The sequence below is a fragment of the Chryseobacterium geocarposphaerae genome, assembly GCF_002797535.1.
GTDB classification, from domain to species: Bacteria; Bacteroidota; Bacteroidia; order Flavobacteriales; family Weeksellaceae; genus Chryseobacterium; species Chryseobacterium geocarposphaerae.
In genome coordinates this window covers 1,933,215-1,948,980 of the sequence record NZ_PGFD01000001.1, presented here as the reverse complement: position 1 = coordinate 1,948,980, position 15,766 = coordinate 1,933,215, and the positions used below count along the sequence as shown (strand labels likewise).

Annotated in this window: 11 protein-coding genes; 5 read left to right on the top strand and 6 right to left on the bottom strand. The window is 35.4% G+C overall.

The window, feature by feature from the left end; genetic code table 11:
* Positions 1-109: 109 nt before the first annotated feature.
* Together CLV73_RS08630 and CLV73_RS08625 are read left to right on the top strand one after the other, a co-directional pair.
* Positions 110-1,213 (top strand): Mrp/NBP35 family ATP-binding protein, encoded by a 1,104-nt coding sequence (locus tag CLV73_RS08630; protein WP_100376429.1) that lies wholly within the window; start codon positions 110-112, stop codon positions 1,211-1,213.
* Between the two features lie 18 nt (positions 1,214-1,231).
* The gene (locus tag CLV73_RS08625) at positions 1,232-1,480 is read left to right on the top strand and encodes a NifU family protein (RefSeq protein ID WP_100376428.1); all 249 of its coding nucleotides are present in this window, start codon (positions 1,232-1,234) and stop codon (positions 1,478-1,480) included.
* Positions 1,481-1,603: 123 nt separating this feature from the next.
* Here the strand turns inward: CLV73_RS08625 and CLV73_RS08620 are convergent, their stop codons facing one another.
* The 5 genes from CLV73_RS08620 to ppk1 all read right to left on the bottom strand — a co-directional run bounded on the left by CLV73_RS08620 (position 1,604) and on the right by ppk1 (position 8,989).
* Positions 1,604-4,645, bottom strand: a complete 3,042-nt coding sequence (locus CLV73_RS08620) for a choice-of-anchor I family protein (protein WP_100376427.1) — start codon at positions 4,643-4,645, stop codon at positions 1,604-1,606.
* A gap of 180 nt (positions 4,646-4,825) precedes the next feature.
* Complete coding sequence (locus CLV73_RS18915) at positions 4,826-4,978, bottom strand: hypothetical protein (protein ID WP_157798763.1); 153 nt, start codon at positions 4,976-4,978, stop codon at positions 4,826-4,828.
* Positions 4,975-5,628, bottom strand: a complete 654-nt coding sequence (locus CLV73_RS08615) for an NAD-dependent epimerase/dehydratase family protein (protein WP_100376426.1) — start codon at positions 5,626-5,628, stop codon at positions 4,975-4,977. Before CLV73_RS08615 ends, CLV73_RS18915 begins: the two co-directional genes overlap by 4 nt.
* A gap of 313 nt (positions 5,629-5,941) precedes the next feature.
* Positions 5,942-6,823 carry a Ppx/GppA phosphatase family protein gene (locus CLV73_RS08610; RefSeq protein WP_100376425.1) on the bottom strand — a complete coding sequence of 294 codons (882 nt, stop codon included), beginning with the start codon at positions 6,821-6,823 and terminating at the stop codon, positions 5,942-5,944.
* 93 nt (positions 6,824-6,916) lie between these two features.
* Positions 6,917-8,989 carry a polyphosphate kinase 1 gene (ppk1, locus tag CLV73_RS08605; protein ID WP_100376424.1) on the bottom strand — a complete coding sequence of 691 codons (2,073 nt, stop codon included), beginning with the start codon at positions 8,987-8,989 and terminating at the stop codon, positions 6,917-6,919.
* A 244-nt stretch (positions 8,990-9,233) separates the two neighbouring features.
* Between ppk1 and dnaK the strand changes: the two genes are divergently transcribed.
* Entirely contained in the window at positions 9,234-11,126 is a 1,893-nt protein-coding gene (dnaK, locus tag CLV73_RS08600) for a molecular chaperone DnaK (RefSeq protein WP_100376423.1), read from the top strand.
* 133 nt (positions 11,127-11,259) lie between these two features.
* Here dnaK and CLV73_RS08595 read toward each other — a convergent pair whose 3' ends face one another.
* Entirely contained in the window at positions 11,260-12,804 is a 1,545-nt protein-coding gene (locus CLV73_RS08595) for an AraC family transcriptional regulator (protein ID WP_228424291.1), read from the bottom strand.
* Positions 12,805-13,267: 463 nt separating this feature from the next.
* Between CLV73_RS08595 and CLV73_RS08590 the strand changes: the two genes are divergently transcribed.
* Entirely contained in the window at positions 13,268-13,504 is a 237-nt protein-coding gene (locus tag CLV73_RS08590; protein WP_100376421.1) for a hypothetical protein, read from the top strand.
* A 70-nt stretch (positions 13,505-13,574) separates the two neighbouring features.
* On the top strand, positions 13,575-15,686 hold the full coding sequence (locus tag CLV73_RS08585; protein WP_100376420.1) for an outer membrane beta-barrel protein: 2,112 nt from the start codon (positions 13,575-13,577) through the stop codon (positions 15,684-15,686).
* Positions 15,687-15,766: the final 80 nt, after the last annotated feature.

Here is a 15,766-nt window from a genome sequence, read left to right as displayed (position 1 = left end):
CCCCTAAAGTACCACAAAATTTTATTCTGCAAAAGAATTTATCTATCAGTAAGTTTACTTATTCTAAATAGCTAAAATTTCCGTAAATTTGTAGACAATTTATTTTTTTATGTTGACTAAAGAAAAGGTACAAAATTTCCTTAAAGAGATAGAAGTAGATGACCTGGTGAATAATCTTCAGATTATGGGTACAGAAGTATATATTGATATGACTGCCCATTCACCGGCAATGCACGAAAAAAAGAAACTGGAAGCTGCCATGAAACAGGCTTTTGCCAGTGAATTCGGAGAAGAGATTAATTTAAAACTTAAAATAGTTTCACCGGAGCCAAGCGAAATTCAACAAAGCCAGATCAAAGGAAAGCAAATTCCGGGGATTAAAAATATTATCGCTATTGCATCCGGTAAAGGTGGAGTAGGAAAGTCTACAGTTTCTGCCAATATCGCAGTTACTTTAGCAAAAATGGGCTTTAAAGTAGGGCTATTAGACGCAGATATCTATGGTCCATCAGTTCCTACTATGTTTGATACAGAAGGGGAAAAACCGGTGACGGTAGAAGTGGACGGCAGAAGCTTGATGAAACCTATTGAAAATTACGGGGTAAAAATGCTTTCGATCGGATATTTCTCAGGAGCCAACCAGGCAGTAGTCTGGAGAGGACCGATGGCTTCGAAAGCTTTAAATCAGATGATCAGAGATGCAGCCTGGGGAGAACTTGACTTTTTATTGATCGATCTTCCTCCGGGAACAGGGGATATTCATTTATCAATCATTCAGGAAGTTCCGGTAACAGGAGCGGTAATTGTAAGTACCCCTCAACATGTTGCATTGGCAGACGTTAGAAAAGGAATTGCGATGTTCCAGATGGAAAGTATCAATATTCCGGTACTTGGATTGGTAGAAAATATGGCCTATTTCACTCCGGAAGAATTACCTGAGAATAAATATTATATCTTTGGAAACCAGGGAGCGCAATATCTGGCAGATGATCTTGGAATTCCTGTATTAGGCGAAATTCCTTTGATTCAGAGTATCAGGGAAGCGGGAGATGTAGGAAGACCTGCCGCATTACAGGAAAATTCTAAAATTTCTGATATCTATACTGAGACTGTACAGAAAATGATAGAAAGCCTGGTGGAAAGAAATAAAAATCTTCCACCGACTGAAGCAGTAAAAATTACGACAATGGCGGGTTGCTCACCAAAAAAATAAAGAAAACCAAACCCAAATATGGAGATAAATACAACACACGAAGAGACTGTAACCAGAGTAATGGAAGCGTTGGAAAGCATTCGTCCGTTTCTTAATAAAGACGGGGGAGATATTGAGCTGATCGATGTAAAGGAGAATACAGTATTTGTAAAACTTTTAGGAAACTGCTCAGGGTGTTCTCTTAATTTCTCAACATTGAAATTAGGCGTTGAAAATACCATTAAACAGCATGCTCCTGAGATTGAGAAGGTTGTGAATGTGGAGTAAAAAATAAGACGATATATTTTTTAAAGGCAGATTTCTTTGAAGTCTGTCTTTTTTTGTTGTCTTTAAATAAAAAAAAGCCCCAGAAAAAATCTGAGGCTCCAGGTATAAATTTATTAAGTAAAATTATTTTACAATCACTCTCTTCACCTCTCCTTCAGAAGTTTTGATTAAATAAACTCCGGTATTTAATTTCGAAGTGTCTATAGTTAAAGCATTTTTCTCTTTTCCAATAAATTTTCCGGACATATCATACAACTCATATCCTTGCATCCTGTTGAAGTAAAGTGTATTCCCTTTGGTAACAGGGTTCGGGAATATATTGAAGGTGGCTTTTTCAGTTTTTACTTCACCTGTTGCTAAAGTTGGTGCATTGGCTACTTCATACATCGATAAAGTTCCACTGATTTCGTTGGCGATAATTATATAACCTTTTCCTGTTGTTGTATTTTCGGGAGCAATATAGATAATTCCTTCCGGGCCGTTGTCTCCGCCATACGCCGAAGTCGTTCGGGAATGTTTGTAATCTGTGAAAGTAGGATTACTAGGATCTGTAATATTGTAAACCATTACACCTCCTGTTCTTTCTAACGTTATAAAAGCATAAGTTTGTCCACCAATAACACCTAAAGCTACTCCTTCAGGTTCAGGACCTTTTGCTCGGCTTCTGTTTTTAGCTCCGTTTGATTCGTTGTCGGCATTAAAAATCAATGGATGATTAGCTGCAATATATCTTTCAAATCGGTCGCCACTGTCATAAACGATCTGTTTTGTATCTGCATTAAAGATGGAGAACGAACGGGCACCTAATGCAGCGATTTCTTCAAAATCGGCGTCTCCGTCCGTATTTCCTGTGGCATTGGAAACCCTGAATCTTCCTAAGTTATAAGAGGCTTTGAGAATGTTTGATTGAGGGAAGATAGCAGGATCCAAGGTATAAGTATTTGCTCCAACTGTAGTTCTCTCACTGAATCCTGAAAGATCTTTTTCATCCCCTTCATTAGCCGTTACAATATAGTTTGTTCCTCCTACCTTGAAATTCTGAACACCATCCGGAAGAAAATAAGCTTTTACAGGCCAGTTTGCGATGAGAACCTCTCCATTATTATCAGAAGCATCAAAACCGTTTCCTGGAATGCTCATGTCTTTTTTACCTAACCCCCAGATGTTGGTAATCGTTTTTGTGACTAAATTGATTTCTGCGATGGCATTGTTTTCCTGAAGAGTAACCCAGGCTTTCTGGCTGTCTGAGCTTATTGTTACATATTCAGGTTCCAGATCCTGAGAAAGCGTATTATTGGTTCTTACTTTTCTCAGACCTGTTGCTGTTAAAGCAGCAACCTGAGAATCAAAAGCATTGAAGTTAAGCGTTGTGACATTAGTTTGGCTAAGGTTGCTGATTCCACCGGAAATATCAATAATACTGATAGAACCTTCAGGATCTACCGTATAAGCATCATTCGGTTCGCCTTCATTAGCGGTGATTACTTTGGTTCCGTCCGGAGAGAAAGTGATCATATCCGGTAATGCACCTACAGTAACTTGCTTTAAAAATGTTCCGCTGGTATCAAAAAATACGACGGAACCATTCAGCTGAGGATTTGCATTAGGAGAAGCGGCAGCGATGATTCCGTTTTTCACGGCTATACTCGTGATTCCTCCGTAAGGTGCCATGTTGACAGTGCTTACTACAGATGGTGCGGCTGGGTTGCTGAAATTAATAATGTCAAAAACATCAGTAATCGAGCTGATCGTAAATAGCCTTTGCGTGGCAGGATCGTGAACTACAATTTCCGTAGAGCTTGTGTTTGTTCCGGAAGGATCAAAGCTTCCGATATAGTTTAATGAGATTTGGTTGGATGGAACCGGTGCAGGTTTATCATTATCAACAATATAAACCGTTGCATTATTATCACCAGAAATTGTTGCTCCCACAGGGTTTTCAAGACTTACCACAAAATATTCAGCCTGCTGTTCCTCTAAGGTATCATCAGTGATCGGAATATTTACCGTGTAACTTGTCATTGACGGAGTAAGGGTAATTGTTTGGTTAGCTAAAGTAAAATCATTATTGTCCGCAGTACTGAAAGGAGCTGGTTTTACTACCAGATTTACTGTTGAATTCGAAGGATTGGCAATATTTATTTTAAATGCTAAAGTTCCTGCGTTTTCATTTACTTTAATAAAGTTTTTATCCAGAGAAATTGCAGTTCCTGCTGTAGTAAAGGTGGTTGAAGTTGATGCCGTCACGGCGTTGTCACTTATATCTTCCACCATATTTGGTTTTAAGGCCAGATAATAAGTCTGGTTGGGAACTAAACCGGAAGTCGGGATTACGGTAATTTTGTTGTTGGAGAAAGTGGTGGCGAAGGGAACTTGCGTGCCTGAAGCATTTCCGAGACGGAAATCAACAAGCGTTTGTGCATTAGAATCGTTGATCGTTGAGTTGTCTGTCAACCTTACATTTTCGTTGAAAGAAATGGCCGGATTCACAGTTGTGGAAGCATTATTTGTGTTGTTTGCGGGAAGATAAGTTACGGTTGGAGGTGTAGTATCAGTTCCGCTTACTGCTGTTGCATCTACAGTGAAGTTATCAAAACGATTGTTTCCTACCGTTCCTCCTGCTCCGGCAGCAAACTCAACTTTAAGTTTAAAATTCGGATTATTGGCAACCCCGGCAATTGCGGAAAAATCAAAGGTAATTAATTGAGGATTTGCATCCAGCGGTGAAACCGTTTGATAAGGTAAAAATGTTGTTCCGTCTGTAGAATAGGTCCAGGTCTGAGTCCCTGCTCCAGAGCCGGATCTTCTCGTTGTAAATTTTACAACTACATTATTGTATCCGGTTGTTGGTAAATTGAACTGTAAATTTCCTCCAATAGGAATATTATATCTCAAATGCGTACCGGAAGCATCTCCGTTTCTTGCATTTAAATTGTCAACATTAAAGTTCTGTCCTGTTCCCCCTGCAAAATCGATTTCAGTGGTTCCTCCTGTAAATGCAGTCATGGAACCGCCTGTCAAAGTTGAGGTTGGGGTGGTGATGGTTGCAGCAGAAGCGTTGTTATTGAAATTCCAGTAGTGGATAAGAGAGGTTTGCCCGAAAATATTTCCCTGAAGAAAAAATGCAGCAATGACAGACCCTTTTAACAAGTAGTTATTAATCATTTTTACTGATATTAAGTTTATGCAAAAATGAAGTTTCTACTTTGTAAACATTTTAAGGTAATTTTAATAAATGTTTAATAAATAGGTAATTGTATTTAATATAAAATCAATGGTATAAGATGGCAGGAAAATAGACATACCGTAAAGATGGTATGATATATTTATAGGTAAATAATTGTACTATTTAACCGTTTGTCCTGATGGAGTATGAGTTTTCGTTACAGGTTGTTTCCCTCCCAAAGGATGTTTCTGCATAAAGAAAAACCCTGAAATAGCCGTCAGAACCAGTAATACAAAGATAACCAGGAAAATTCTTTTTAACATATCTTTCATACCGCGAGATTTTTAATGTCTTTAATTTCTAATGTTGAAGTTGGGTATCCTTTCTGTACAGCATTGATCATTGCTCTTCCCACCTCGTGTAAAGTTAATGATTTTGACGGTAAAAAAATAGGGAACAGCCAAATAAAAGGTTTAAAAAACCATTTTACATTTTCCTGACCTTCAACAGGTTTCATAAATCCGGGACGTAAATTGTATGCCGCTTTTAATCCCAACTTCTTTAATGCGTTCTCAGTTTTCCCTTTTACTCTTGCCCACATCACTTTTCCACTTTCCGTACTGTCGGTATGAGCTCCTGAAACATAATTGAAAACCATGTTCGGGTTTTGGTTTAAAACGGCTTTGGCAAAATGTAATGTTACGTCATAGGTTGTTTTAATATATTCTTCCTCACTCATTCCTACACTGCTGATTCCGGCACAGAAGAAAACTGCGTCGTAGCCTTTCAGATTTTCGTCATTCATATCGATTGTTAAAAAGTCGGAAACAATATATTCTTTAAGTTTTGCGTGTTTCTTTCCGGATGGTTTTCTGCTTACGCTTAATATCTCTGATATATTGGGGTTTTCAAGACATTCCATTAAAACTCCTTCCCCTACCATTCCTGTTGCTCCTGTTAGAATTATTTTGAGTGTGTCCATTTCTGTTGTTTTTCTTAATGACGTTCCCTGATTGAGTTTTACTTTAAAAATTTTTAAATTAAATTTAATTTATAGTAATAAGTTCATTGGCTGAACAAAAGTGCTCCAAATAGATTTTTAATTTATATACACCATTAAGGTATTAAGAAAATTAAAATTTATTCATTAAATTATTAAAATAGGTTTGGTACTGATCTTAATGAAGCTTAATTTCTTAATGTTTAATTTTTTTTATCTCAATTAAATTATGGTTTAAAAACAAAACCGATCAAAAAGATGATCGGTTTTATAATTTATGAATTAAAGAAATTGATTATTTAGCTTGTAACTTACTGTAAATATTATGGATAAGTCCATCTGCAACAGATATTTTCGGGACAAAAATACGGCTGATGTCTGACCATGACATTACATTATTATAAATTTTCAAAGCGTGAACCAAAACATCGGCACGATCCTGTCTCAAATTGTACTGGGTCATTCTTTCATCGATGGTAAGTCCTGCAAATTCTTTATACGCTTTTTTCAGATAGGAAGCAGACATGGGTTTTCCGTCTTTGGTTTTGCTTAAAGAAAACACTTTATTGATGTTTCCTCCGGAACCAATGGCAACAATAGGTTTTTTACTTATAATATTGGCCTTTATCTCCTCTTTCATTTCTTTCCAGTTCGCTTCTGTCACCAGGTCATTGAGAAGACGTATGGTCCCGATATTGAACGATTTTTCATACATCATTTTTCCATTTTCATAGAAAGTAAGTTCAGTGGAACCTCCACCAACATCTACGTACAGGTAGGCGAAATTTTTGTCGAGCCCTTCTGCGACATGGTTTTCATAAATTAGTGTTGCCTCTTCGTCCCCTGAAATAATTTCAATATCAATTCCTGAAGTTTCTTTTACTTCTTTAATGATCTCCTGGCCGTTTGCTGCATCTCGCATTGCACTTGTTGCACATGCTCTGTAATGCTGTACATTGTAAATTCTCATCAGATCGCTGAAGATTTTCATAGCATCAAGCACCATTTTTTCTCTTTCAGTACCGATTTTTCCCATAGTGAAAACATCCATACCTAGTCTCAAAGGGATTCTTAGAAGATTAAGCTTGATGAATTCAGGCTCTTTCTGCTGAGTTTTTACTTCGTTTATTAAAAGTCGGGCTGCATTACTTCCTATGTCTATCGCTGCGATGATCATTATTCGTACGTATTTCTATTAAATTTCAGTTAATGAATTGAATTTACAAAAATATATTATTACTTATGTTGAAAGCAAAGATTTAGGAAACAATTACTTTTTCGTAGCCTTTGCTTTTAGGTATTTGTAGGTTTCTACCTGGGAACGGCATTCCTCTTTATTGTTCCGGATGTATTCGTTACCCAGTTTCTTATCCAGTATTCTTGCTTTTACATTATCACGAAGCTGAATATCAAGAATATCTTTCAATTCGGTTTTTAAATTTTTATCTGTGATTTTTGCGGCTGCTTCTATTCTGTAATCTAGGTTTCTGGTCATCCAGTCTGCCGAAGAAATATACAGGTCTTCTGATCCTTTATTATAGAAATACATCACTCTTGCATGTTCCAGATACTCGTCTACAATACTTATCGCTTTTATTTTTTCTTTGAAATCTTTTTGGTTGACGGCACAGTAAATTCCTCTCACGATCATTTTTATTACAACACCCGCTTTTGCAGCATCATAAAGCTTGGTAATAAGAATACGGTCGCTTACAGAATTGGCTTTAATGATCATTTCGGCCTTTCTTCCTGCTTTCGCTTCTTCAATCTCCTTATCAATATGATGGATAATTTTTTCACGCATAAACTGAGGACAGACCAAAAGATTTTTACAGGTTTTTAATACCGGAAGATAGTCTTCTTTCGGCTTTCTCAAAACATTGAAAACTTTATTAATATCTGCCATTATTCCTCTGTCTGCAGTCATAATAAGATGGTCTCCGTAAATTCGGGCCGTTTTTTCATTAAAATTACCCGTACTTATAAATCCATATTGGATTGTTTTATTATGAGCCCGTTTTTTAATGATACATAATTTAGCATGTACTTTTTTGTCAGGAATTCCAACTAAAACTGTTATTCCTTCAGGTTCCAGCATTTCCTTCCATTCCAGATTAGATTCTTCATCGAATCTCGCCTGAAGTTCAAGCATCACTGTTACTTCTTTTCCGTTTCTTGCAGCATTAATCAGTGCATTGATGATTTTTGAGCTGCTTGCCAAACGATAAGCGGTAATCTGAATAGATTTTACATCAGGATCCATTGCCGCTTCACGCAGAAGATCGATTACCGGGTTATATTTATGGTAAGGAAAGGTAAGCAGAACATCGTGTTTTAAAATCACATCCGTTATTCTTTCTCCATGCTCAAAAGCAGGATGCATAAAAGAGGTTCTTTCTACAGGTCTTTCGTATTTTTCAAAAACATCCAGAAAATCCATGAAATGCTTGAAGTTATGAATCTTTCCTCCCGGAATGATACTGTCTTTCTTCGTTAAGTTCAGTTTTCGGATCAGCATTTCCAGAAGAGCTTTATCCATATCCTTATCAAAGACAAAACGGGTGGGTTTCCCTTTTCTTCTGTTTTTTAATCCTTTTTCAATTTTTTCCGCAAAATTGGTTCTAATGTCATTATCCAGATCTAGTTCTGCATCTTTGGTTACCTTAAAAGCGTTGGCGGCAAACTCATCATACCCGAAATAGGAGAAAATGTGCGGTAAATTGAAAGTAATGACATCTTCTAACAGCATGACATCTTTTTCTTCAGGATCTTCCGTCGGGAGCAAAAGAAACCTTCCTACAAACCTTGACGGAATTTCAATAATTGCATAGTTACTGGAATACTGCCAGTCTTTTTTTCTCATCGCAACACCCAGATAAAGACTTTTATCTCTCATATAAGGCATTGGAGTATTTTCATGCAGAAGGATAGGAATGACATTGGATTCCACGACTTCATCAAAATAATTTCTGACAAATTCTTTCTGCTTGGCCGTTAAATTTTTTGCGGTTTTAATAAAAACTTTATGATCAGCCATTTCAACCTGAATTTTCTTCCAGGTTTTGTCAAAATTCTGCTGATGCTTTATAACAATGTCATTAATTTTCTGAAGGATTTTTGACGGAGGTTGGTAGAACGATTCTGCAATTACTTTCTCTTTAAAATCCATCGCGCGCTTTAGTCCAGCTACACGCACTCTGAAAAATTCATCTAAATTATTAGAAAAAATTCCTAAAAAACGGATTCTTAAATGTAAAGGCACATTTTCGTCCATAGCTTCCTGCAAAACTCTTTCGTTGAAAGCAAGCCATGTAATATCTCTCGGATTGAAGTGTAATGACATTCTCTGGTTTATATTTTATCAAAAATAATAATTCAGGAGATTATGATTCCTATATAATAGGTTAAACTTTGATTAATTTTTACAGCTGTCAATGTCCAAAGTGTCTTGAATAGTGCAGTCTTTACAAGATGTATAGGTCTCTTTATATTGTATTGTGTCATTTTGTCATATCCTTTCGAATGGTACAGATATTGAGAAATTGAGAGTGTAAATTAATTTAAAAATTAGAAAAAATATAAATATTATGAGTAAAATAATTGGTATTGACTTAGGAACAACCAACTCTTGTGTTGCTGTAATGGAGGGTAAAGACCCTGTTGTAATTCCTAACGCAGAAGGTAAAAGAACGACACCGTCTATTGTAGCATTTACAGAAGATGGAGAAAGAAAAGTGGGAGATCCTGCAAAGAGACAGGCGGTAACAAACCCTACAAAAACAGTTTATTCTATCAAAAGATTTATCGGAACACACTTTAAAGATGATGCTTCTGAAATCTCAAGAGTACCTTATAAAGTAGTATCAGGACCAAATGATACAGTAAAAGTAAAAATCGACGATAGAGAATATACTCCACAGGAAATTTCTGCAATGATTCTTCAGAAAATGAAGAAAACTGCTGAAGATTATCTTGGTCAGGAAGTAACAAGAGCGGTAATCACTGTTCCTGCATACTTCAACGATGCACAAAGACAGGCTACTAAAGAAGCGGGTGAAATTGCCGGTCTTAAAGTAGAAAGAATTATCAACGAACCTACAGCTGCGGCGTTAGCTTACGGTCTTGATAAAAACCATAAAGATCAGAAAATCGCTGTGTATGACCTTGGTGGTGGTACTTTCGATATCTCTATCCTGGATTTGGGAGATGGTGTATTCGAAGTATTATCTACAAACGGTGATACGCACTTAGGAGGTGACGATTTTGATGATGTAATTATCAACTGGATGGCTGATGAATTCAAAGCTGAAGAAGGTGTTGACTTAAAATCTGATGCCATTGCATTACAAAGATTGAAAGAAGCTGCTGAAAAAGCTAAAATCGAGCTTTCTTCTTCTCCACAAACAGAGATCAACCTTCCATATATCACAGCTACTGCTACAGGTCCTAAGCACTTAGTAAAGACTTTAACTAAAGCTAAATTTGAGCAATTATCTGCAGATCTAGTAAGAAGATCTATGGAACCGGTTGCTAAAGCGTTGAAAGATGCAGGTTTATCAACTTCTGATATCGACGAAGTAATCCTGGTAGGGGGTTCTACAAGAATCCCGATCATTCAGGAAGAAGTTGAGAAATTCTTCGGTAAAAAACCATCTAAAGGAGTTAACCCGGATGAGGTTGTAGCAATTGGTGCAGCTATTCAGGGAGGTGTATTAACAGGAGATGTAAAAGACGTATTACTTCTTGACGTTACACCACTTTCTTTAGGTATCGAAACAATGGGTTCTGTTTTCACTAAATTAATTGAAGCGAACACTACGATCCCAACTAAAAAATCTGAAGTATTCTCTACAGCTTCTGACAACCAGCCGGCTGTAAGCATCAGAGTAGGACAGGGTGAAAGACCAATGTTCAACGATAACAAAGAGATCGGTAGATTCGACCTTACAGATATTCCACCAGCTCCAAGAGGTGTTCCTCAAATCGAAGTAACTTTCGATATTGATGCTAACGGTATCTTAAGTGTATCTGCTAAAGATAAAGGAACTGGTAAAGAGCAGTCTATCAAAATCCAGGCTTCTTCTGGTCTTTCTGAAGAAGAAATCGAAAGAATGAAAAAAGAAGCTCAGGAAAACTCTGCAGCAGATGCTAAGAGAAAAGAAGAAGTTGAAATCTTCAACAAAGCTGACGGATTGATCTTCCAGACTGAAAAACAATTGAAAGAGTTTGGTGAGAAATTATCTGCAGATAAAAAGGCAGCAATCGAAGCAGCTCACGGAGAATTGAAGACAGCTTTCGAAGCTAAAAATGCTGACGATGTAAAAGCTAAAACAGAAGCTTTAGATGCAGCTTGGATGGCAGCTTCAGAAGAATTGTATGCAGCAGGACAAGGTGCTCAAGGTGCAGATGCAGGAGCTCAGAATGCTGGAAATGCAGGAGGTGATGATGTACAGGATGCAGACTTCGAAGAAGTAAAATAATTACTGAATAAAAGTAATTTAAATAGAATTTAATAAGCGGCTATAAATATTATATTTATAGCCGCTTATATTTTTAAAGTTTGTGAGTTAAGGATATCAAATCAGAAGCAGAAGTTGCATAATATTAATTTATCTAAGATCCGGCTGAGCCGGATATTTTCCCTTCTTCTAATTCTTTTCTTCTTTGCTTAATGAAATCTGTAGGACGAATATTATTGATTTCCAGAAAGAGATCTGAAAAGTTTTGACGGGAACTTATTCCACACTCATTTGCTAATCCTTGTATTTTTAAGCGCAGATACTGGGGATTTTCATACATTAATTTAGTAATATAATTGATGCGAAGAGTGGAAAGATATTTGCTGAAGTTCATTCCTTTTACATCATTGATATATTGTGAAAGATAAGACTTGTTGGTACGGAAAGTAGTGGCAAGCTGGTCAATTGTTAACCCATTTTCCTTGAAATTTCCTGTAGCTTCGAACTCTTTTAATTTATTTTGTAAATCCATAAATATGTCTTCACTCAATACAGACTTTCCATAATTAGTTATATTTTCGTAAGAAGGTAAAACTGGCTTTGTTTGCTGTTGAAGTTTTTTTTCTAATTCATGGTACTTCAGCTTTATTGATTGTGCATTATTGTAAAACCTCCAGGCTAGTATAGCCAACAAAATCAATACTGAAACAAGAAGTATAATAGTTCCAATATTTAGTTTATTACGGGCTTCCAATTTAGTTTTAGACTCTTCCAGGATTTGCTTATCGTAATCTTTATGGATTCTTGCGGACAAATAATTGAAATCTTTGCTAAAAATACTATCTGCTTTCAAAAGTTTTTTTGAGTACTCAAGTTCCTTTTCAACATTCTTTTTCTTCTGATAATATTTAATCAGAAAATGATAATTTTCAAGAAGTTCGGGGACAATAAATTTTCTTTTTTGAAAAATAGAATCCACTTTTTCAAATTGTTTTATTGCAAAATCTTCTTTTCCTAAGCTCAAATAATTTTTTCCAATATAAAAATCGGAGACGGATGACCAATAAAAATCCTCATTTTTATTTAATACGGGCAATGCTTGTAGTAAAAAATTGCGGGAGGCATTATAGTTTTTATGATTAAATTCAGAAATGCCTTTACATTTCAGAAAGTATGCCTTTTCTAAAGAAAAGTCTGTTGACTTGGAAGAAATGTGTAATCCTATATTGATTATAGAATCCGCTTTCTTGTAATCCTGTGTATTTTTATAGCATACTGCAAGTTGATGTAAGCTGTTGAGATAGCCTTTTTGGGCATTATATAAAGCATTAGGATGGTAGTCTCCTTTTGTTTTTGCTTCAAAATAGGAAATACTTTCTTTAAAATGTTCAATGGCCTCATGATAATATCCTAAATAACTTTTTACCAGTCCCATCTGGTAAATGATCTTATAAGTAAGGTAATCATCCTTACTGTCTTTAGAATATTGGTAAGCTTTTAAATATTCTGCTAAAGCGGATTGATAATTTTTATAGTAAAAATAATACAGACTGCCTTTTAGAAGATAGACTGTAGATGTTAATTCTTTATTATCCGTTTTTTTTGCAATAGCTATGGCACTATCAGCATATTTTAATTTTGTTCCTTTATCCGGAGAGAAAAATGTAGCATCCCTATATCCCTGGATTTGTTCGGTCAAATTGTTTTCCCGTTTTGCTTTCTGAAGGTAAAGATTTATACCTTTTAATGCAGTACTATCATTTTCATTTTTTGCCTCATATCTACTTCGTAAATCTTCATAACTCTGCTGACTGTATATTTTTTCAAAAGAAAAAAACAAAAAAAGATAAAAAAAATAAAACGGAATCTTTTTAGAGAACATCTTGGTTCAAATATATTTTATATTACAAAACTACTTAAACAGGTTAAAAAAACATTAATGTAAATTTTATTTATACAAATTATAAATAAAATTTACATTAATGTTTATCAGATATTTAATTCCAGAAAAACGGTCCTAATTTCTTTATTAGGACGTCTTTATTTGTCAATTTTCAATTAGAGACTTGCTTTTTTAGGAAAAAACGTTTCACCCAAATAATTTAGCGTCCGAATTCAATTAAAAAACTCCCGGCGCCGGGATAAACTTCAAAGAAAATATTATGAAAAAGTTTATCTCTTGGGTATCAACAATTGTTGTATTCATTACAGTAGTTAGCTGTAGAGAAGCAGAAGAATTAACAACAACTGCTGATGAAATGCAAAATCAGTCGATAGCTACAAAAATCAAAAAAGACTCTGTTGGCATAAAGTCTGTGACTCTGCCACCGAATGAGGCCACTTTATCAGATGGGCCAGAAGGTGATCCGCCACCAAAGAAGGATGAAATTAAGTGGTAATACTTACACTTATCAAAAAATGTTATAGCATGAAATAAAGTAAATATTGGTTTTTTACTGAGAAGAAATTATGATAAAAGAGAATAATAAACGATATTTTACGGTGATCTTAGCATTGATGGCAACAGGTATGTTTGCACAGACTAATGAAAATAAAATATCAGACAATGCAGTTGATACTATAAAAGCTAAAGAAATTCAAGAGGTACTTATTAAAGCCCAAAAGAAGAAACAGTTTTCGGATCACGCAAATTATACTTTTGACAAAGAAGCTCTTGAAAAAGCCAGACATTCTAAAGATTTGCTTATTACACTGCCTGAGTTGCAACTTGATCCTATTTCTAATACGGTGATAAGTATTAAAGGAGGAAGAATCCTGTTTCTTATCAATGGAGTTGAGGCTACCGATAACCAAATTAAAAGTGTTGCACCAACAAATGTTGTAAGAGTAGAGTATTTTGATATTCCGCCTGCAAGGTATTTACAAAGAGCAGATACGGTTGTGAATATCATTACAAAAAATCCGGAAGTTGGATATTCATTCGGGGCGGATCTGACTTCTGCATTTACAACGGGCTTTGTTAATGGCTCTGCGTATGGTGGCTATACAAAAGGGAAAAATGATTTCGGCTTGGAATATACCATCAATCTTAGGGATTATAATAATAGGATTGTTGATAAGACGTATGAATATGATCTGAATCAAATTCATTACCGCTCTGCAGAGCAGCAAAAAGATCATTTTGGATATACTTATCAAAATATAGGATTACGATATTCGAATACTGATTCAGGTAAGTATGTATTTCAGGCAAAATTGAATATGATTTTGAATTCAAGTTTTTTAAAAGGAACAGGGCAAAGTATATTTACAATGAATAATAATGATGAACTGCATCATACCGTTCATAATAGCAATTCTAATTATACGAACCCTACTTTGGATCTTTACTATTCTAAAAACATTGGAAAAAAAGATGAATTGAGCTTGAATGTCATAGGTTCCTATTTCAATACAAAATCTTATCAGTTTGACCATGAATGGAAAGTCGGTAATTATACGGATATTTTCAATAATGATATGAATTTGAAAGCGAAGCAAACCGGAATTGTAGGGGAAATCGCGCATGTTCATAATTTTGAAAAAGGAAAATTAAGTTCAGGATATCGGGTCTCCAATACCTCAATTGATAACGATCTGGTCAATCTTTTAGGGGCAGCAAAATATTCTGTAAATTATTTAGAACAATACCTTTACACTGAGTACTCCGGTAAAAAGGATAAGCTTTCTTATAGGTTGGGAATAGGGCTTACTCAAATTCACAATAAGAGTGCACAAATTACACAGGATGATTGGGCTCCAACCCCGAAAGTGGTTTTGAGCTATGAATTACCTAAAAATCAGTTTTTGAGATTTGTTACTCAATATACTTCTCAAAGTCCTTTCGCATCAGCTTTAAGTAGTAATGTTGTACAGGTTGTGCCCAATATTGTCCAGAAGGGAAATCCTTATCTTAAGACACAGCATGTTTTCAAAAATAGTCTAATTTATTCTTTCAGTAGTAAATATTTTGATTTAAATACTACGTTTTTTTATAATATTGCTGACAAATATTTTGCGCAGTTTTATCAATTAGATCCAGAAACAGAAGGATATGCATTAACTTATGAAAATGCCGAAAGCTATAGTGAGAAAGGAGTTCAGATCAGTGGTTCCATAAAACCTTTCGGAAATAGTTTGCTTGTTCTCAAAACTTATATTGCACCTACTGCCACAAAACTGACTTCCGTAAACGGAACGGAGTATACAAGGAATTTTGTAAGGAATAATTTTGCATTAATCTCTCAATACAAAAATTTTTCTGCCTATTATCAATTCAATATCCCGGTCTTTTCTTTAAATGGTTCTTTCCTTACTAAAGACGAAAACCAAAGTCATTTCCTTATAGCTTACCAACATAGGAGCTGGACTTTCACAACCGGTATGTACTGGGTAGGAACACCTTCTAAGTATTATACGAAAAGTTTACCCGGTGATTGGGTAGCATATACTAATAAAACAAATATCTATAATAACAAAAACATGTTTGTATTAGGATTGAGCTATGATTTCTCTAGTGGGAAAAAACTGCAGATTCAAAAGAAACTGAATAATAGTACAGCTCCGGCCAGTACTTTCTAAAAATATTTAATTCACATGTATTTATAGTGCGCAATATGGATATCATATGGATTAATGCTTGCAAGCGATACCAATTAGGG